Source organism: Dolichospermum heterosporum TAC447 (assembly GCF_024584745.1).
Taxonomy (GTDB): domain Bacteria; phylum Cyanobacteriota; class Cyanobacteriia; order Cyanobacteriales; family Nostocaceae; genus Dolichospermum; species Dolichospermum heterosporum.
In genome coordinates this window covers 5325915-5346231 of sequence record NZ_CP099464.1, presented here as the reverse complement: position 1 = coordinate 5346231, position 20317 = coordinate 5325915, and the positions used below count along the sequence as shown (strand labels likewise).

General features: G+C 40.0%; 18 protein-coding genes. 9 read left to right on the top strand and 9 right to left on the bottom strand.

Annotation, left to right across the window (positions count from 1 at the left end):
* Positions 1–50: 50 nt before the first annotated feature.
* Positions 51–332 carry an ATP-dependent Clp protease adapter ClpS gene (gene clpS / locus NG743_RS24445; protein WP_027401430.1) on the bottom strand — a complete coding sequence of 94 codons (282 nt, stop codon included), beginning with the start codon at positions 330–332 and terminating at the stop codon, positions 51–53.
* A gap of 272 nt (positions 333–604) precedes the next feature.
* Here clpS and NG743_RS24440 point away from each other — a divergent pair, with 272 nt between their 5' ends.
* Entirely contained in the window at positions 605–961 is a 357-nt protein-coding gene (locus NG743_RS24440; protein WP_173401695.1) for a hypothetical protein, read from the top strand.
* Positions 962–1037: 76 nt separating this feature from the next.
* Here NG743_RS24440 and NG743_RS24435 read toward each other — a convergent pair whose 3' ends face one another.
* Entirely contained in the window at positions 1038–1235 is a 198-nt protein-coding gene (locus tag NG743_RS24435) for a hypothetical protein (RefSeq protein ID WP_015078743.1), read from the bottom strand.
* Between the two features lie 680 nt (positions 1236–1915).
* Between NG743_RS24435 and NG743_RS24430 the strand changes: the two genes are divergently transcribed.
* The 3 genes from NG743_RS24430 to NG743_RS24420 all read left to right on the top strand — a co-directional run bounded on the left by NG743_RS24430 (position 1916) and on the right by NG743_RS24420 (position 9059).
* The gene (locus tag NG743_RS24430) at positions 1916–4537 is read left to right on the top strand and encodes a TIGR03960 family B12-binding radical SAM protein (protein ID WP_257121068.1); all 2622 of its coding nucleotides are present in this window, start codon (positions 1916–1918) and stop codon (positions 4535–4537) included.
* 1537 nt (positions 4538–6074) lie between these two features.
* Positions 6075–8243: a ribonuclease E gene (gene rne / locus NG743_RS24425; RefSeq protein WP_027401433.1), complete on the top strand. Its 2169-nt coding sequence runs from the start codon at positions 6075–6077 to the stop codon at positions 8241–8243.
* A gap of 159 nt (positions 8244–8402) precedes the next feature.
* On the top strand, positions 8403–9059 hold the full coding sequence (locus tag NG743_RS24420; protein ID WP_027401434.1) for a ribonuclease HII: 657 nt from the start codon (positions 8403–8405) through the stop codon (positions 9057–9059).
* A gap of 57 nt (positions 9060–9116) precedes the next feature.
* Here the strand turns inward: NG743_RS24420 and NG743_RS24415 are convergent, their stop codons facing one another.
* Positions 9117–9728: a DUF1997 domain-containing protein gene (locus tag NG743_RS24415; RefSeq protein ID WP_027401435.1), complete on the bottom strand. Its 612-nt coding sequence runs from the start codon at positions 9726–9728 to the stop codon at positions 9117–9119.
* A 107-nt stretch (positions 9729–9835) separates the two neighbouring features.
* On the opposite strand from NG743_RS24415, the gene pheA reads away from it, so the two are divergent.
* The 4 genes from pheA (at position 9836) to NG743_RS24395 (ending at position 13199) form a co-directional block, all read left to right on the top strand.
* The gene (gene pheA / locus NG743_RS24410; protein WP_257121067.1) at positions 9836–10699 is read left to right on the top strand and encodes a prephenate dehydratase; all 864 of its coding nucleotides are present in this window, start codon (positions 9836–9838) and stop codon (positions 10697–10699) included.
* Positions 10700–10813: 114 nt separating this feature from the next.
* Positions 10814–11551, top strand: coding sequence for a GDSL-type esterase/lipase family protein (locus NG743_RS24405; protein WP_228043710.1), 738 nt, complete (start codon positions 10814–10816; stop codon positions 11549–11551).
* Between the two features lie 995 nt (positions 11552–12546).
* A complete protein-coding gene (locus NG743_RS24400) occupies positions 12547–12762 on the top strand; it encodes a hypothetical protein (RefSeq protein WP_027401438.1) in 216 nt (71 codons plus the stop codon).
* A gap of 47 nt (positions 12763–12809) precedes the next feature.
* Positions 12810–13199 carry a PIN domain-containing protein gene (locus NG743_RS24395; protein ID WP_174783536.1) on the top strand — a complete coding sequence of 130 codons (390 nt, stop codon included), beginning with the start codon at positions 12810–12812 and terminating at the stop codon, positions 13197–13199.
* Positions 13200–13206: 7 nt separating this feature from the next.
* Here NG743_RS24395 and NG743_RS24390 read toward each other — a convergent pair whose 3' ends face one another.
* From NG743_RS24390 to NG743_RS24365, 6 genes are all read right to left on the bottom strand, one after another.
* Positions 13207–14412 carry an ABC transporter permease gene (locus NG743_RS24390; RefSeq protein WP_027401440.1) on the bottom strand — a complete coding sequence of 402 codons (1206 nt, stop codon included), beginning with the start codon at positions 14410–14412 and terminating at the stop codon, positions 13207–13209.
* A 171-nt stretch (positions 14413–14583) separates the two neighbouring features.
* On the bottom strand, positions 14584–15906 hold the full coding sequence (locus NG743_RS24385; RefSeq protein WP_257121066.1) for an efflux RND transporter periplasmic adaptor subunit: 1323 nt from the start codon (positions 15904–15906) through the stop codon (positions 14584–14586).
* 97 nt (positions 15907–16003) lie between these two features.
* Complete coding sequence (locus tag NG743_RS24380) at positions 16004–16186, bottom strand: hypothetical protein (RefSeq protein ID WP_193962358.1); 183 nt, start codon at positions 16184–16186, stop codon at positions 16004–16006.
* A 75-nt stretch (positions 16187–16261) separates the two neighbouring features.
* A complete protein-coding gene (locus NG743_RS24375) occupies positions 16262–16444 on the bottom strand; it encodes a hypothetical protein (protein ID WP_193962358.1) in 183 nt (60 codons plus the stop codon).
* A 75-nt stretch (positions 16445–16519) separates the two neighbouring features.
* Positions 16520–16702, bottom strand: a complete 183-nt coding sequence (locus tag NG743_RS24370) for a hypothetical protein (protein ID WP_193962358.1) — start codon at positions 16700–16702, stop codon at positions 16520–16522.
* A 75-nt stretch (positions 16703–16777) separates the two neighbouring features.
* Positions 16778–18589, bottom strand: a complete 1812-nt coding sequence (locus NG743_RS24365) for an ABC transporter ATP-binding protein (RefSeq protein WP_257121065.1) — start codon at positions 18587–18589, stop codon at positions 16778–16780.
* 1312 nt (positions 18590–19901) lie between these two features.
* Here NG743_RS24365 and NG743_RS24360 point away from each other — a divergent pair.
* Positions 19902–20261: a hypothetical protein gene (locus NG743_RS24360; RefSeq protein ID WP_193963495.1), complete on the top strand. Its 360-nt coding sequence runs from the start codon at positions 19902–19904 to the stop codon at positions 20259–20261.
* The last annotated feature ends 56 nt before the right edge of the window (positions 20262–20317 follow it).

Here is a 20317-nt window from a genome sequence, read left to right as displayed (position 1 = left end):
ATCATCAGTCAACAATATACTGCTAATGACCAATGACTAATGACCAAAAACTATTCTTCTGGTTCAATTGTACTACTTAAACCATGATTGTTGAGGGTTTCAGAATAGAACTCCGCGTGTTCTTGAGCGCAAGTAATAACCAAAGCTAACCCGTTATGGTGAGCTTCCATCATGATACTAACAGCTTGCGGTTGGGTGATGCTATTAACAGTAGTCATTAGCACTTGTACAACGTACTCCATCGGATTATAATCATCATTATGGAGCAAGACGCGATACTGAGGCGCAAGCTTGCGGGATGTAGAACGCTTCTCAATGGTTTCGACTGACACGGTTCTTTGCTCTTTTATCGTTGATTTACTAGAATATGTTCCTGTTCAGCATTTGCTTAACAGTTATTTACTTCTGCATTGCCGTATTCCCATCTTAAAATACCTTTGGCACTGCTTAGAAGCTTTTCCTATGACATCATAGCACAAACACAAGAAATTTACATTAATAATTGGGACAGAAAAATTTTCCCTTATTTTCTATCTCATCACTGACAACGGGAATTATTAAAATTAAGGAAACTGCCACACAGAAGTCAATACTCTAGATAGTTATGGATATCAGCCCAAAATTTCAACCAGGACAAATTGTATCTTTGGATTATAGCCATCAGCATCTTTATGCAGAAGTTATTGAAATCGTCGTTTCCCGACAATTGTGCTGGGTGCGCCCTTTACTGCTTGTGAACTCTACCTCAGAATTACCACTCATAATTGATTTACAAGGTGTATCAGATTTGTTCTGGCCACTAGATTTGTTTAGACCGGCTTTAGATACAGAAGTTATTACTTTTTTAGGGCAACTTTTTCCTAAAGAACTAAAATTTGAGCCTGATTTAGTAGCTAAACAACAATTTAATTTATTTATTCATCAACTGTGGCAAGCATATCAACAAGGACAAGAAACATAAAGAGACTTAATTGCATAGGCAATACTAGCAACAATAGGATGTTAGTACGCAGCGTCAATACCTTCCATTACGAGTATTATCCCCAGGTAGGAACTAACTGTACCCGACCAGCATCCATCTCTGCCATTAGTAATTCTAAAGCTTCATAGTCAACATCAGAGATATGACCTAGCTTTGTTAATTCCGAGTTAATCTCATTTTCGATTTCTGGCGTTAGCTTGCGGATATGCAGGGCTTTTTCTACCAACTGACGAATCACGTATCGAGTTTTCATAACAAATAAACCAAATTGCAGTTACTAGTCATTATCTAAGACAATGCTCGGTATAAAAGGTGATTTATACCTCTCGACCCTGTGATTTAGATCACTACTAAATAATCAAGACCAGTTATTCGGTAACTCTGTTTTTATCAATGATAAGGGTAAAAGTCAAGGTGGACAATTACAGAGAAATTTTCCTGGAACTACCTCCATTCACAGTTTCAGCAAGAGTAACTGCTATAGGGACAGATGATGAATCTGCATTCAGAAGGCATAAGTAGATTGTTTTTTAACTTGCTAAAAAAAAATGTATATATAATTACACTTTACCATTGACTTATGACAATCTTTAAATAAACCCAGTCAAGCTATAAAGATTGAGTAAAGAGACTTCCAACTTGTAGCCAAGTCAGAAAAAAAGTTGATCTGCAAACAAGATGCAAATCTACACTTATAAAAGCTTAGAGGATAATGTCAATATAATTCCTAAAACTTTGCGCCTTTGCTTCTGGAAGCCTCTGCACGTGCCTCTTTCAGAGGAACTTCGTTAACGCGCAGCGTGCCGTAGGCATAACCTAATTCAGGCAGCACCAAATTTGCAAGATAAAATTATTGAACTTCAGTCAAAATCTCTAATTAATGCTAGTCTTGGGGTGGTTAGCTGTAATTTATGGTAGCTAGAAGATAGCAAAGTGGCTGTTTTAGTTGAACAATTAATAACATCGGATATTTTAAAACCTGCCCGTTACCTGGGTAATGAGCGTTTAGCAGTCCATAAACCTTGGGATACGGCAAAAATCCGTTGGGTTTTGACCTATCCAGAAGTGTATGAGGTAGGGGCATCAAATTTAGGGCATATCATCTTATACAATATTTTGAATGTCCAGCCTCGCCAGTTGTGCGATCGCGCTTATCTACCAGGAGCGGATTTAGCCGCCAAACTTCGCACCACGCAGACACCCCTGTTTGCAGTGGAATCTAAACGGTGGTTGACGGACTTCGATATTTTAGGCTTTAGTCTCAGTTACGAATTAGGATGCACCAATATTTTAGAAATGTTGGACTTAGCCGGAATCCCCGTGACTAGAGAAGAACGGTTACAGGGAAATTACCCGCTAATTTTTGCTGGTGGACAAACAGCAACCTCTAACCCCGAACCCTATACAGATTTCTTCGATTTCATGGTTTTGGGAGATGGTGAAGAACTACTTCCCGAAATTGGCTTGGTTTTAGAAGAAGGGAAAGAATCAGGCTTGAGTCGTCAAGAACTATTATTAGACCTGGCGCAAATTCCTGGTGTCTATGTGCCGCAGTTCTATGAGATGGGTGTAGGTGGGGCTGTATATCCCCTGCGTCCAGATGTACCCAAAAGAGTCCTCAGAAGAGTCGCCACACCCATTCCTGCCTATTCTATCGGCTTAGTTCCCTATGTAGAAACAGTCCATGATCGCCTCACCATTGAAATTCGTCGCGGTTGTACTCGCGGTTGTCGCTTCTGTCAACCAGGAATGCTAACTAGACCAGCGAGGGATGTCGAACCGGAAAAAGTGGTAGAAGCTATAGAAAAGGGAATGCGGGAAACTGGTTACAATGAGTTTTCCCTTTTGTCTTTAAGTTGTTCAGATTATTTAGCCCTACCAGCGGTGGGGATGGAAATAAAAAATCGCTTAAAAAATGACAACATTTCCCTCACCTTACCTAGTCAAAGAGTAGATAGGTTTGATGAAAATATTGCCAATATCCTGGGAGGTACGCGCCAAGGTGGGTTAACCTTTGCTCCAGAAGCGGGTACACAAAGAATGCGGGATATTGTCAATAAGGGGTTGACAAATGAAGAGTTACTGCGGGGTGTAAAAACAGCGTGGTCACAAGGTTGGGATAAAATCAAGCTGTATTTTATGATTGGTTTACCCGGTGAAACCGATGCCGATGTGGTTGGCATTGTGGAAACGGTAAGATGGTTAAAGCAAGAATGTTGGGAAAAGGGCAGAAGATCCTTAAACTTCACTTTGACCATTTCTAACTTTACCCCCAAACCCCATACTCCCTTTCAATGGCATTCAGTTTCCACAACGGAGTTTGCGAGAAAGCAAAACCTCCTGCGGGAAGAATTTCGGGGAATGCGGAATGTGAAAGTAAATTTCACGGATTTTCGGATCTCGGCGATGGAAGACTTTATTGGTAGAGGCGATCGCACTCTGGGGAAAGTGTTACATCGGGCTTGGAAATTGGGTGCAGGCATGGATGCTTGGTTTGATAATGTAGATAAAGCCTTTACAGCTTGGGGAACAGCCATTACCGAAGCCGGTCTAGACTGGAAATACCGTCAAGTGGAAAATGGCGAATGGAATCTGTTTGCTGTCAGCAACAACGAACAAGAAACTCTATCACCTCTGGATACTCCCTTACCTTGGGATCATATTGATACTGGCATTGATAAAAAGTGGCTGCAACAAGACCTACAACGCGCTCTAGAAGCTGCAATTGTCCCTGACTGCTCTTTTGAAGGTTGTTCTCATTGTGGAGTCTGTGGCACTGATTTCGGTCATAATGTGGTTATGGCTGCACCACCCATTCCCAGCTTTGCCGGCGATTTTGTTCCCAACACCACCAAAGCCCAACGATTGCGAGTATGCTTTGGTAAACAAGGAAATATGGCTTTAGTCAGTCACTTAGATTTGATGCGTCTATTTGATCGAGTTATGCGCCGTGCCGGTTTACCCATCACCTTCACAGGTGGTTTTCATCCTGGACCGAGGATTGCTTTAGCCAGTGCTTTAAGTTTAGGTGCTACCAGTAGTGGAGAAATAGTTGATTTTGAGTTGACTGAACCAATTGATGTGGCAACTTTTCATACCCAATTGGTTAAACAACTACCTGCTGACATTCCTGTGTATAATGTGGTAGAAATAGACATCAAGTCTCCCTCCGCTACCCAAAAGCTAGAAGCAGCCGAGTATTTACTCACATTGTCTACAGCCCAAAGCGAGGGACAATCGGCACAATGGCAAAACTGGATTGAGACTATTAAACATCAAGAGGAGATTTTATCGGCACATACAACCAAATCCGGTAAACAGCAATTAATAAATCTGCGCGATCGCCTGTGGGAGATAGAATTAATTTCAGTCTCTCATCAAGAATTGGACTCAATAGCCGTTGTGCGTTACTTGGGTAGCTGTCGTCCTGATGGAGTAATCTTGCGTCCTGAGCAAATCTTGTCTATGCTAGAAACAGTAGCAAATGTAGAATTTCACATCTTGCATATCCACCGCCAGCGTCTAGTAGTCTGTCAACCCGAAAATGACGGGTGAAGGCAAGCAGGGGGAGAAGAGAAGCAAGGGGGGCAGGGGAGGGAAGAACAGAAGTTTTTTCCGCTCATTACCCGTCAAAATAAATTTGACGAACTTCTAGTTATTGGCTAAGTTGCTAGTAGTTGTCAAAAATTAGCACATTGTAGGAATTGATTTTTGGCAAGGTTGCGTTAGAATAATGATCAAGAGAAATTTTCTGGCACTGCATTGAATGACTTGATTCACTCCCTGCGATCATCACAGGAACGAAGGCAAAGATATACAGTAGATTGCAAATTAATGAGGTACAGGATCTAAATTCAAAGCCGGACAGCAAGCCAGTTTTACTCCTGACTCGGTGAATTCTGCTGTAAGAATGTCACTTCTAAGATTGTATCCCAGAGAAACTCTACTGCTGATTACAAATCACAAGAAATAACGAATGGCACGGAAGCCATTTGGCTTTAGATAATGGAGGAAGTGCCAACGGCGAATTTATTCGCAGTGACATGATATAATTAATGAGCTAGTAGGAGTAACTATCAACGCAAAGAAGTGTTTTATTAAGGAGAAACCCCTGATTTATCTCGTCTCGGCATAGCCGTAGCCTGGGTAAACAAGCAATGGTGAAGCATGGAGCGTTTAACACTAAAAACTGATGGCATCGGAAAGCACTAAATCAATCTAAAAGTAAGCACAATTGCAATACCTGTCGTACTAGTAATTGTTTTGAGTGTCTAAGGGGTACTTGACTGTCCCTTTTAAGCAAGTCTTAAAGAATCCGCGTGTCTTCAGACCGCAGAGTGTCAATAACAATAGCTTTCCTTAACTTCTCCATTGACCGATCCAAGTCCATCTCTTAAATAAGACTTGCTTTTATTGCGGGCTTTTAAGCAATTGCTATGAATGCAAGTGTGTTCAATTGTAAAAATACAACATAAATATTGACAGGGATTACAACCCTGCCATAATTCTTACAATGATGACCACATGAGTTATCTGCACCTAGCTAGACTTTCTAGTAAAAACACGGATAGTGAATCCAGTGATTAAGGCAGATTTCCCTACATCGGCAGATGGTAAACCCAAAGAGATACCGTGTCTAGACGCAGAGGTTTTTTACCACGCGTGTGTTATTTCAGAAGTCAGGAGTCAGCGAGTCAGGAGTAAAAACCTGGTTGGGGATGAGTTTCATGATTAATTGATGTCCTAACTACCTTGTGTGTTGCTATATTTAGATATGGTCAGCTTTACTTAATGAATCTTAACTTTGAAACCGATATCTACGGATATCCAAAGTTTAAATAGCAGCGTATAGTAGGGGAAATCAGCCAAGGGCGGTTGATGAAAGTTCTTAGACTATATACAGCTATTCAGGAATAATCCGGCGTGTAAACGCAATCACAGTATCATTAGCTCTTCACAACTTTGCAGAGCTACTCAAATTGAAATTTTTTATTACTAGTAGCGTCTTGTAGCAGCGACCGTTAGGACAAGCGGGATAACAAAGAAATTCCTGGTAATTCCCGGCGGTGCTGCCAATTTTTGAGGAAATTGAATGCCAAAACAAATTATCATCGCGGAGCAGCATCAAATTGCTGCTGTATTTTCAGAAGATCAAATACAAGAACTCGTTGTAGCTACGGGTCATCACCAAATTGGTGATATCTATCTGGGTGTAGTAGAAAATGTATTACCTGGGATAGATGCGGCTTTTGTCAATATCGGCGATCCAGAACGCAACGGATTTATTCACGTCACTGATTTAGGTCCATTAAGGCTGAAACGTAGTGCAGCAGCAATCACAGAACTGTTGACACCACAACAAAAAACCTTAGTGCAGGTGATGAAAGAGCCAACCGGATCAAAAGGTCCCAGGCTCACAGGTAACATCACATTACCTGGACGTTATGTAGTGTTAATGCCCTATGGACGAGGGGTAAATTTATCGAGACGGATTAAAAGCGAAAGTGAACGTAACCGGCTGAGAGCTTTGGCTATTTTAGTGAAACCAGCAGGGATGGGGTTACTTGTACGCACAGAAGCAGAAGGAAAGCCAGAAGAAGCCATTATTGAAGATTTGGAAGTGCTGCAAAAGCAGTGGGAAATTGTCCAGCAAGAAGCAGTGACTTCCCGTGCGCCGGCTCTACTGAATCGTGATGATGACTTTATTCAGCGCGTTCTTAGAGATATGTATGGTAGTGATGTGAATCGCATAGTTGTTGATTCCAGCACTGGTTTAAAACGAGTGAAGCAGTATTTACAAAACTGGAGTGGTGGACAAACACCCCAAGGATTGTTAATTGATCATCACCGCGATCGCTCACCCATCTTAGAATATTTCCGCATCAATGCCGCCGTCCGTGAAGCCCTCAGACCCAGGGTAGATTTACCATCAGGCGGTTATGTGATCATCCAACCAACGGAAGCTTTAACCGTCATAGATGTGAACTCCGGTTCATTCACCCGTTCGGCAACTGCCAGAGAAACAGTGCTGTGGACAAACTGCGAAGCAGCAGCGGAAATTGCTCGTCAGTTACGGTTGCGGAACATTGCAGGTGTGATTGTGGTTGATTTCATTGATATGGAATCCCGACGTGATCAAATGCAAGTTTTAGAACACTTTAACAAAGCTCTTAAAGCTGATAAAGCCCGTCCCCAAATTGCCCAACTGACTGAACTAGGTTTGGTGGAACTTACTCGTAAGCGTCAAGGTCAAAACATTTATGAATTGTTTGGCGAAACTTGTCCTACTTGTGGCGGCTTAGGACATACCGTCAGATTACCTGGAGAACTAGAAAACCGTCTGCCTATACCGGCTGCGGACATCCCAGAGCGATTTGTACCCATACCGCAAAGAGAATCTCGTCCACCTGCACCCACTACTCGCATACCAGATATCGGTAGTGTGCCACAAGGGACACCAAAAGATGTCTATGATGGCTTTGGTGATGGATTTGAAACTGAACCGGAATTTAGTTCTCTGCATCTGATCAATCATCCTAGTTACCAAGAATTAAATGATAAGCGTCGTACCCGGACCCGCCGTAGCCGCATTAGTGTGAATGGTGGTAACGGTAAGGATGAATCCCGCTTACCTAGTAATCCTCTAGCTTTTGTTAATGATTCAGATTTAGACTTAGAAGAACCTGAATTACCAATACCAGAAATCTCTCCCCCAACTATTAATAAATCAGGTTGGACGGAAAGACCAGAACGGACAAAGGTAAAATTAGACCCGATTAAGGTAGAACCACCAGAGGTGATTACGGTGGAAATGTCAGCAAAGGAACAGGATACTTATGCTGAAATGGGAATTTCTCCTTTACTCAAGTTAGATCGGGAAGGAAAAAATCCTAGATCGGTGATTATCAATGTTGTGCAACCAGGACAATCACCTATTGAAGAATCTGAAGTTGTCCCTGAACCAATTGTTACTGAAAAAACACTTCCTGAAGTTGTCGCTATTAAACTACCGACATCGAAATTTGAGATAGAAGAAGATTCATCCTTTCCACCATTAGCAATATTTCCAGAATTGACAGAAATTCTTGGAGAAAAAGCAACTAAATCTGAAGGAAAAATAGAACCTGAGAAAGAAACTAAAGTTGAAGAAAAAACGGAAATTGAAAAAGAAATAGAATCTGATAGTAATAGTAGTTCTATTCCTAATCGTCGTCGTCGTCGTCGTTCATCAGCCCTAGATACAGATGGTTTCGGACTGTGATTTTCATGATTTGTGTGATTTTTGTGATTGATTAATTAATTAATTGATTAATTGATTGATTGATTAATGAATTAATCAGGTAAATCAAATCAATGAGATAAATCATAGTTCCGATTAATCATCTACATCAAATAAATCAAACAAATCATAGTTTAGACAATGGCAGACATTAAACCTGCATCCTGGGATAATTCGAGTTGGTTAGAGTTTTCTACTTACTCAAATATGCAGGGTGCAGTTGGGGGTGTAGATGAGGTAGGTAGGGGTGCTTTATTTGGGCCTGTGGTAGCAGCGGCAGTTATATTACCAGTAGACGCTTTATCAATACTGATGTTAGATAACATTAAGGATAGTAAAAAGTTGTCTAGTTCTCGGAGAACTAAACTGGCTCAAAAAATTGCCACGTTGGCTGTAGATTGGAGAATTGGTTATGCTACAACGAAGGAAATAGATGAGTTGAATATTTTACAGGCGACTCTTTTGGCAATGAAGCGGGCTGTTTTGAAGTTGCGGGTAAAGCCGGAACTGTTTTTGATTGATGGTAATCAGTTGGTGAAGAATTTGCCAATACCTCAAGAAACAGTTGTCAAAGGTGATGAGCGATCGCTTAATATTGCCGCAGCTAGTATCATGGCAAAGGTTTGGCGTGATGATTTGCTGCAACGGTTAGCGTTAAAATATTCCCTGTATGATCTAGAAAAAAATAAAGGTTATGGAAGTCCGCGTCATTTACTGGCGCTTCAAAAATACGGACCTTCATCTTTACATCGTCGCTCTTTTCGTCCCTGCCAAACAATTTTAGATTTTAGATTTTAGATTTTGGATTCCCAGTTTTTGAGGACAATTGCCAAATTTGCCTTATTTTCCCATAAACTACTCAAAATTTAAACTTGGTAATATGGCTTGCACCACGCTACCGCTATCAGGGATGTTGTGATCAGTTTCGTTATTTTGATTTTGCGAGATTACCCAATGACGATAATCTGCTAAGAGGTGATGTAACAATCTTTGCTTAATTGTTAGTAGTACACTTTTGAGCAATCCATTCCCTGTAGTTTCTAAAATTGATTTGGGTGTAAAGGAAAATGGTTGCGGTATGTCTACTAAAACTTCCAAATCAGCTTTTCCTTGCAAGTAAGTTTCACCATTGAGTTGAACTGGTGACAAATAGCCTTTTAAATTCAGTGCAAACCTTTCGTTAATATACTCAAAACCCAGTATCTCACAACCGAGCGATCGCAAATAAATTGTTCCGGTTGCATCCGCCCAGACCCTCATGTCTACAGTTGGCTGAATACTCAGTGACATAAAAGACAGAGGACGCATTTTTAATCGAAAACCTTCTTCAGAAAGTTGTTGAATTCTTGTATTATCAGCTAAGGCATTGACTAAACGTTGAGGCTGCCGCAGGTAGTGTTGAATAGGAATAGATTGCTTAGGAAGGGAAATTTCCACCGATTGAGAGGCAATAAACTTAGTAACCATGAGCAAATTAAACCATTTGTTTTTAATTGTAATATTTTTTAACAATTTGAATTGCCAAAAATCTAACTATTAATTCATTATTCATCAAATTCGCCAAATTTAACAGCATGAACCAGAAAATCGCTCATTTGGGTCCGCCAGGAACTTATGCCGAACAAGCGGCTTTTTTTTATCTCAACTGGTTAAAAACCCATTCGGACATTAATTCTCAAAGAAGCTTTGAATTATGTCCATATTCTACCATTGCTCAATCCCTGCAAGCGATCGCCGATAAACGGGCAGAAATAGCTGTTGTCCCGGTAGAAAATTCTATTGAAGGTAGTGTCAATATGACAATGGATAGCTTATGGCAATTGGGGAATTTAAAAATTCAGTTAGCTTTAGTTTTACCAATTCAACATACATTAATTTCCTATGCTACAAATTTAGATAATATTAAAACTGTCTATTCTCATCCTCAAGCGTTAGCGCAATGTCAAAAATGGATATCACAGTTCTTGCCAAATGTCAATTTAATTCCCCGAAATTCAACCACTGAAGCACTACAGGGATTAGAAACGGAAGTCACTACAGCAGCTATATCTTCTAGTCGGGCGGCACAATTGTATAATTTACCTATTCTTGCCAGAGGGATTAATGATTATCCAGAAAACTGTACTCGGTTTTGGGTAGTAAGCAGGGAAGAAAATCATCCCGTTGATTGTACTCATACATCTTTAGCCTTTAGCGTGCCAGCCAATATACCAGGTGCATTAATGAAAGTATTGTCAGTATTTGCTCATTTGGGTATTAATCTGAGTCGGATTGAATCGCGTCCGACAAAACGTTCTTTAGGGGAATATTTATTCTATTTAGATATTGAAGCAGATGTAAATGCACAAATCATGAAATCTGCTTTGGAAGAGTTGCGAAATTATACGGAAATTTTGAAAATTTTTGGTAGTTATAGTGTGTTACCAATTAGTTTATAATTGGGGAAATGCAAAAAATCAATGATTGGGCGCAAGTCCTGCGCCCCTACTTTGTGGTAATAGTGTAAAAATATATAGAATATTCTAGAAATATCCATTACATTACTTTTTGAAATGCCAAGTTTTCCGACTTCTACCTTAATGCAAATATCTGTAGCGCCAAAACTTTGTCAACCTTTAAAGATTGTCGCCTTGGGGGATAGCTTAGTATATGGATACGGTGATCCAGAGAAAGGCGGTTGGGTGGAACAATTGCGACGGTGGTGGATGTTACCGGACAGTGTGGGTCATGTGCTTTATAATTTGGGGGTAAGGGGCGATCGCACACAGCAAATATGCCAACGTTTAGAAGCAGAATTTCGTCACCGGGGAGAAATCCGCAATCGTGTTCCTGACTTGATTATTTTGTCTGTCGGTGTTAACGACACACCTCGGTTAAGAAGTCCTAACGGCAGAAATTACACAGATTTTAGTCAGTTTGAATCAGAAATCGCCACATTGCTGGATCAAGCTCAAAAACTCTGTCCTGTGCTGTTTGTGGGGATGGTTCCCGTAGACGAAAGCAAAATGCCCTTCCTTGATTGTTTATTCTATAATCATGCCGACCAATACCGCTACAAAGAAGCAGCACGACAAGCTTGTGAACAAAGACAGATTCCCTATTTAGATATTTTTGATCAATGGATGCAGCGGAGTCAAGGATGGAGAAGCGATCGCCTCACCAGTGACGGACTCCACCCCAACACCCTGGGTTATCAAGACTTATTAGAAGCCGTACTCAACTGGAAAGAATTATCCCAATATCATTGTCAAGCTGATTATCAGGCAGAATTACAGCAGGAATTTAGATAAATTGGCTGTCAGAATCAGGTGGTTATCGAGCGATAGCCTGCGTGGCGTAGCCATAGTCGAGATAATGTCCAGGATTAAAGGATGAACAGGATTAAAACAGGGATTTTACAGCACTTCCCGATGTTATGCAGAGTTTGGGTTTATGGTCATTGTCATTGGTGTCAACTTAACGTAAAACCTGTAGCCCGCCTGGGAATGATAACGTAGCGTGGCGTAAGCCATATTTCCAGTCTAATAGCAAAAGTTGTCTTTTGATGACTAAAAATCCCCAGTTTACTTTAGTAAACTTTACTTAAGTAATTGGACAAAAATATTTACAGTCATTGCGAGCGAAGGGAAGCAATCACAACCCTTGGAATTGCTTCATTTCACTTCGTTCCATATGGCTAACGTCACGTTGCGCTAACACAATAACATTGTGTAATTAATTCTGTCTCACTACTTATTAGCCCGGAAATATGGCTTACGCTTGTAAACCCCTACCCCCCAAGATTCCACCCGATTAACCCTCCCGTACCGCTACCGTAAAAAGATATTTTGATAGTAGAAAAATATTTCTTAACGACGCTATAATAAAAAAATCTATACTTCAATGAATAACTAATTGTCAGTAACCCAGCCCTAAAGGGACTGGGCTTGCAAGAATAATCAAGCAAGCCGTACTGACCAGACCACCCTGAGTCTACTCTCATGGTAGCCGTTATTTGAGTCACGACACCCACCGAATGCGTTGCCAGTTCCCTGCTCTGTCGCTTGTGATTAAACAGTTCTAAGGTCACTGGAACAGTGTTGCAAGCTCAAGCAAGCTCTTATAACAGGTCGTTCGCGCAGCGTGCCGTAGGCATCGGCTAACATTACCCCAGAAATGGGAGTTGGTTTCCAGATTCCAATCAAAAATCTGGTTTCAATTTTAATATCTACAGCGGTTAAAACCGCTCGTGTCGTTTCCCTCTCAGGTCTAAAGACTCTGAGTTTCCCACTTACCGGGTATTCTTATGAAAAAAATAGAAATAGAACTAGATCAAGAAACCTATGACAAAATACAGCAACTAACCCAGACTAATCATTGTCAAATCTCAGATTTAATTAAAGCAATGATTGAGCAATTGACTCAACCAGAAATTCTCAACGATTCATTTATTGGCAAATGGTCAGATGATGCAGAATTAGTTGATCAAATGATTGAAGATATGTTAAAACATAGAACCTAAAAAATGCCTTGACAGTGAAAAATTAAACTTTAATTGATACAGATATTTTGTCAGAAATTCGCAAAGGTAAAAATCCCCAAGTTATAGCTAAAGCGATTGCTTATAAAACTATTTTTAAACATTATACGATATCTGTAATTACAGTTTCAGAAGTTATCAAAGGATGGAGAAAATTAAACCGCAATGATCGGATTCAGGAATTTTTAATAGATTTACCACAAATGGAGATCTTATCTTTAGAACAAAAAAGTGCTGAATTATCTGGATTAATTTACGCTGATTTAGAAAAAACTGGACAAACCATAGGATTAGCAGATGTATTAATTGCTGCAATTGCCATAGAAAATAATTTAATTCTAGTAACAGGAAATACTAAACACTATCAAAAAATTCAATCATTAGGCTATCCTTTGCAATTAGATAATTGGAGAGATTGATTTAGAATCAGCCACTTCTGAGAGCGACAATGGGGTCTAACATAGCAGCTTGTCGGGCGGGAAAGACACCGAAAACTAAGCCTATACTACCAGATATTGTCACAGCCACAGCGATCGCATATAGGGGAAATTGAGGAGTTAAAGGCGTGAAAAATGCCAAGGGGATAGTTCCCCCAACTCCTAAAATTATCCCCAGCAAACAGCCAGAAAGAGAGAGAATAATTGCCTCAATTAAAAACTGCGCTAAAATATCATTCTGAGTTGCCCCAACTGCCTTGCGTAAACCAATTTCTTGAGTGCGTTCAGTCACAGAAACTAACATAATATTCATAATGCCAATTCCACCTACTAACAGAGAAATGGCAGCAATTAAAGCTAATAATAAAGATAAAATACTAGTCACCTGAACTACCAATTCTTGAAACTTTTTATTAGCGAAAACAGCCACATCTTTCTTACCATGTAGTCGAGCCAGAATATTAGTAATTTGAAAACCTGCCGCGCGAACACTATCTCTATTTTTGGCAGTCACTAAAATATAACTGAGAGGAATATCAGATATTGATCTACGTCCAACTAATCTATTAGCAAATGTTGTCAGTGGGACAATTGCAGTTTGATCCAAATTCTCCCCAGCAAATGCACCCTTTGATTGCAATAAACCAATAACTTGAAACGAGATATTATTAATCATCACTTCTTGTCCCACAGGATTTTCATCACCGAACAACTTGCGGCTAGTTTCTGCACCCAAAACAGTGACTTGAGCCTGTTGTTGCTGTTGTTTTTGATTAAACATTCTACCAGTGGCAAGCACAAGATTTTGCACAGCGAGCAAATCAGACGTAGTTCCTTTAACAGTTGTGGATGTTAATTTATTATTAAAGCTAATTGGCATTTTCTGCTCATCTATAGGAGCAACTTTGCTAACACTAGGAACTTGAGCTTTAATTGCTTCTGCGTCTGATAACACCAATTGGGCATCAGGAAATTTCATGCCTTCATCATCTTCAAAATTACTATATACCGTGAGTTGATTTGCGCCAAACGCCTCAAGTTTTCCCAACACAAGATTCTGTGCGCCCTGTCCAATCCCAATCATACTAATAACAGAAGCATTGCCAATAATTATTCCCAGCATAGTTAGTCCGCTACGGAGTTTATTAGCAGCGAGAGTTGCAAAAGCCATGTTCACACTTTCTAGCAAATTCATAATTTAAAACGATAAAAAGATAAATTTCTTCTGCTGACTCCTTACACCAAGAAACCTGCAAATAAAAAACACCCAACCACCTAAAGCAAAAAATTTCTTAAACTCTCATTCCTCCGCGTTCTCTGTGTCTCTGTGGTTCGTTTATTTAAGTATTTTTTTAATTAGAAATCCCTAAGATCCCATAGGACGATCAACACCATCAATTAATTGATTAGCTGGTGGTTGGATAAAAACCCGTTCACCCTCAGAAAGTCCGCCCAAAATTTGCGTTTTATCACCAGAAGTAATTCCTACCTGTATGGGATGAAATTTGGCTTGATTATCCTTATCTGGTAACAATACACCCACTTGCCCCTCTTTACCAGAAACCACAGCAGCCGAAGGAATTACCAAAGCATTGCGAATGTCATTTACTAGAAAAGTTAACTTCACATTTAGCCCTACCTTGAGTTTATCTTGACCCGTTGCCAAAGCAATCTTGACTCGCATAAATGTGACATTTTCTTCCTTAACTCCTCTGGGGGCAATCAAACGGACTTTCCCTTGAAAAACTTGATCAGGAAAAGCATCAAGGCGAATTTCTACAGGCTGATTTTTCTGAATCTGCGCCATATTTACTTCGGGAACTTTAGCTTCTATTTCCAAACCACTGGATAATTCAGCAATGGAGGCGCTAGTTCCCCCTTCATTAGTGGAAACAGAAGTATTTGGAGTTACAAAGTCCCCCGCTTGGGCAAAACGTCGGGTAATTAAGCCAGAGAAGGGAGCGCGAATGAAAGTATTTTCTAACTGATTTTCGTAAAATTGTAATTGGGCAGTTGCTTGAGCTACTTCAGCACCGGCTTTGGTAATTTCCTCAGTTTGATAACCGGAAAGTAGTTTTTTCAGTTGTTGTTGGGCAGATATCAGACTAAATTTAGCTTGTTCTAAGTTATCTTTAGCACTTTTTTCTTCATTTAAAGCCGCATCTAGTTCATCACGGGAGATTGCTCCTTGAGATACAGGATATTGCCTACGCTTAACTCGTTGAGAGGCTAATACTAAGCGAGATTCAGCTTCCCGGACTTGGGCTGTATACTTACGTACATCAGCTTGAGCGATCGCAATTTCTTCTGGTCTATAACCCTTACGCTTTTCTTGTAATTCGGCTTTTGCCTTCCATAACAGCGCTCGATACTGATTCACCTGGGCTTGAAAGGCTTGACGCTCCATTTCTGCAACTAATTGTCCTTTTTGGACAAAACTACCTTCATCTACATAGAGTTTGGCAATTCGACCGGCTTCTCTTGGGCTAATGTTAATTTTGCGAACTGGTTGCACGACTCCATTGGTTTTGATTTTAATTTTTAAGTCGCTGGTAGTGACAGGAACTGTTAAATCTGTAATATCTTTTTTGCTGGGTTGATACCAATGGCTGAAATAAGCAATACCCATTCCAGATAAACTCAGTGCGGTCAGCCCAATGAGCCAAGGAATCGGATTTTTGATGTTCATGACTGATGGAATAACGAACCACAGAGGCGCAGAGGACACAGAGAAATGAGATTGGAAGATGATTTCTGCGTAAGTCCTAGAATTAAGTTTTTTTGTATTACACTCCGTACTGTTCTACTTGCATATTCCAGAGGGCGGTATATTCGCCTCCTAGTTGTAACAGTTCTTGGTGAGTGCCATCTTCAATTAAATGACCATCTTTAAGAACTAAGATGCGGTCAGCCCAATGAGCCAAGGAATCGGATTTTTGATGTTCATGACTGATGGAATAACGAACCACAGAGGCGCAGAGGACACAGAGAAATGAGATTGGAAGATGATTTCTGCGTAAGTCCTAGAATTAAGTTTTTTTGTATTACACTCCGTACTGTTCTACTTGCATATTCCAGAGGGCGGTATATTCGCCTCCTAGTTGTAACAGTTCTTGGTGAGTGCCATCTTCAATTAAATGACCATCTTTAAGAACTAAGATGCGGTCAGCCCAATGAGCCAAGGAATCGGATTTTTGATGTTCATGACTGATGGAATAACGAACCACAGAGGCGCAGAGGACACAGAGAAATGAGATTGGAAGATGATTTCTGCGTAAGTCCTAGAATTAAGTTTTTTTGTATTACACTCCGTACTGTTCTACTTGCATATTCCAGAGGGCGGTATATTCGCCTCCTAGTTGTAACAGTTCTTGGTGAGTGCCATCTTCAATTAAATGACCATCTTTAAGAACTAAGATGCGGTCAGCCCAATGAGCCAAGGAATCGGATTTTTGATGTTCATGACTGATGGAATAACGAACCACAGAGGCGCAGAGGACACAGAGAAATGAGATTGGAAGATGATTTCTGCGTAAGTCCTAGAATTAAGTTTTTTTGTATTACACTCCGTACTGTTCTACTTGCATATTCCAGAGGGCGGTATATTCGCCTCCCAGTTGTAACAGTTCTTGGTGAGTGCCATCTTCAATTAAATGACCATCTTTAAGAACTAAGATGCGGTCAGCCATTCGCACTGAGGCTAATCTGTGGGTAATGAGGATGGTAGTTTTCCCTTCCGCTAGTTCCACAAAGCGTAGGTAAAAATCACACTCGCTGCGGGGGTCTAGTGCTGCGGTAGGCTCATCTAGAAGGAGTAGTTGGGCTTCTTGACGGACAAAGGCACGAGCTAGAGCTAATTTTTGCCACTGTCCTCCAGAAAGTTCTGTACCACCAAACTGCTTACCCAATTGTGTATCTTCTCCGCTGGGAAAATCATCCACTAGTTTGACGATATCGGCTTTTTCTACCGCATATCTGAGAATTTCTCGATCTTCTAGGGCGGCTAGGTTTCCTAAGGCGATATTTTCTCCCAGGGTGAGCGAGTAATGTCCAAAGTCTTGGAAAACCCCCGCAATTTGCTGTCGCCACTGCTCTAAGTTCAAATCTCTCATATCTATACCATCAACGATAATCCGTCCTGTGGTGGGGTCGTAGAGCCTGGTTAATAGCTTAACTAGAGTGGTTTTACCTGCGCCATTTTCTCCAACTATGGCTACTGTTTTTCCTGGGTAAAGGGTAAAGGAAATATCCTTGAGCGCTAATCTACCATCTGGGTAGTGAAAATCAACTTTCTCAAAGGTAATACCTGCACGAATCGGAGTGGGGATTTTTTCTCCAGGTATGTTCAATACCATTGGGGTGGGACTGTCGAGAAAGTTGAAAAACTGCTGCATATAGATAATATTCTCGAACAAATCCAACCAATGACTGACAAATCTTTCTAAATTATTCTGGAAGTAAGTTAGTGATTGTACGAATAAAAGCACACTTCCTGGGCTTAACTGTCCTCTGAAAGCTTGCTTGACTACCCAATAGAAAGAAAATCCATTTCCTAATGTACTCAAAATAGCTAAACTAGATGACCAAAATGCTTGTTTACCTCGCAAATGCCGCATAGATTGATGTAAAGATTGAAATGCTTGTCCGTAAAGCTGCATAAAAAATGCACCTAGCTGAAACAACCTAATTTCTTTGGCATAGGTATCAGTGAGCATTACAGAGGTGTAATACTGCATTTTTCGAGCTTGGGGACTGTTTTCAAATAAAGTGATCCAAATCTCTCTACCATATTGGGAAGAAACTACGATCTGGGGTATAGTGGCGATCGCAATTACCAATGGTATCCAAACAGCCAGGGGAATTAATAGCCCAATTACCACAATTAAAGTAATCAATGAGCGGCTTAATTCTACCAAATTCTCGACTAAGTTTAAGGGTTTATAGCTAACCTGTTGTTGGAGAAGTTGCAACTCATCATAAAATTCAGCATCTTCAAATCGGCTCAAGTCGGAAAAACTATCAGCTTTTCGCATTAATAATAAACTAATATGAGCGGCTAATTTATCATTGAGATTTCCTTGAAGTGCCAATATCCAAGGATAGAGAAGGTTTTCTAATAGCAAAGCTCCCACCCATGCTGCTACTAAAAGCCACAAAATTGAATCATCTAATGCTTTACCAGTTGTTAAGGCTGTAGCAACAGTATCTACCACTAGTTTGGTAATCCAAACACTCACTCCAGGAAGAAACCCCTGTAATAAGGTTACAGCAATTAAAAACACCATTTCTTGAGGTGCTGCTGTCCATAACAAGGGTAAGGAACGCCATAAAACTCTACTATAATCTTCCACCCAAATTCTTAAATCACTCATTAATTAACCCTGATTTTTTTATAAGCTGTTAGATAATTCCCTGATTTTCAAAAGTTTGATATTTTCTAAGTAATAACTAGATTTATTACTTGGGAGAGATTCTTCAAAAATAAAATATGCAGTGATCAAATTTCATCCCTTTTAGTGCGTAGTTTGAAACCCTTGTAGAGACGTTCCATGGAACGTCTCTACAATCTTTACCGAAGAAGTTTAATCATTTACTAGCAAATTTATCAGAGATTTTTCGGATTCTGCTGTCTATTAATTTAAGATCTTACTTTTGAAAATTTTTGTTCTCCACTTCTTAAGGATGAATATTTTAAAATTTTTCAACTGTATGCTGTCTGACAATCTTACTAAAGGAGTAACTATAAAGAAATAGAACTACTCTTTTAAATCAGCTAAGTAGGTTATACTGAAAACGGTTCATAGTTTAACCAAATATGAAACCCCTCTGGTAAACCTCTCCTTTGCACCCCTCCCTGACCCTCCCCTACAAGAAAGGGAAAAGGAGCAGCTTTTATAATTGGAGAGGCTTTGAACTTGTTCTTTGTAAGCTGTTACGCAGCTAAATTTGATAACCATAATTTACTTGAACTTTGTAGTGCGGGCATCTTGCCCGCTAGAATTATACAAACTAAATGCACAACAGCTTATGATAAAAAAGTCCAGCTTCTAGCCGTTTTGATTATGGCATTGAAAATTGTCGTTATGGGAAGGCAAGAGGCAATCATGCAAGAGTGAAGAAGCTTTAGGAAATTTTACTTTTCTTTACACACTTTGATTTTATTGTGTTCACCTACCTATAAGTATTATTTTAAATTCGCTTTAACTATAAAATTACTTTAAATTCTCAGAATTTGATTCATCATTAGCACAATTTTACAAATTGAGCCTGAATCTATTAAGAGATAAAATAATACTACTCAAGAAAGAAGAAAATTGTCTAGAAAAAGATATTCTTGTAGAAGTTGGATAAGCGAATGAAGACATAATTGGCAATTCTGACAAGAGCAATTTTCCTAACAGATAAGGTTTTACGAAATATAAATCTCATCTGATACTTCCCCGCATTGATTATAAATTGGTTCTGCTCTTTTGTGGACTAGTGAAATCTTAAGAATGAGTCTTCATGCTTTTTAACTATATCTGTATCGGGATAATAGTTAGGCATTAGTGATTGCTTGATTTTTTGATTGTTCTTCAAACTTGTGAATACTGAATGACTCAAAAAATCATCACAGCTTTTCATAAACTCAAATACAGATGTGTACACAGGTTATTGAATTCAATTTAAAAGGAGTAGGTGACAATGCTGGCAGAAAAAACACTGAGTCAACCAACAATAGAAATGCGTTTGGTAGATCAAGCCGACAAATTAGAACGACTTCTGTTGTCTGAGGAGGAAATAGCAACTTTAGAAAAATTAGCAATGTCAGGAGTATTTGACTCTGAAACCACCCAAAGATGGTTTGCTAATTGCGGTGGATGCGTTGGCTGCGGTGGATGTCGTGGATGTCGTGGCTGTGGATGTCGTGGCTGCGGGTGTCGTGGCTGTGGTGGCTGTGGTGGCTGTGGTGGCTGTAGACCTTGCGGCGGCTGTGGTGGCTGTGGTCATACAACAGTATCAGGTGTGTTGGAAGACACTGATGAGGTCGGATTTGGATACTAACTAAACTCAGCGATATAACGATAGTTTAGTAATTCTAGAAACCGAGTTTCTTGAGT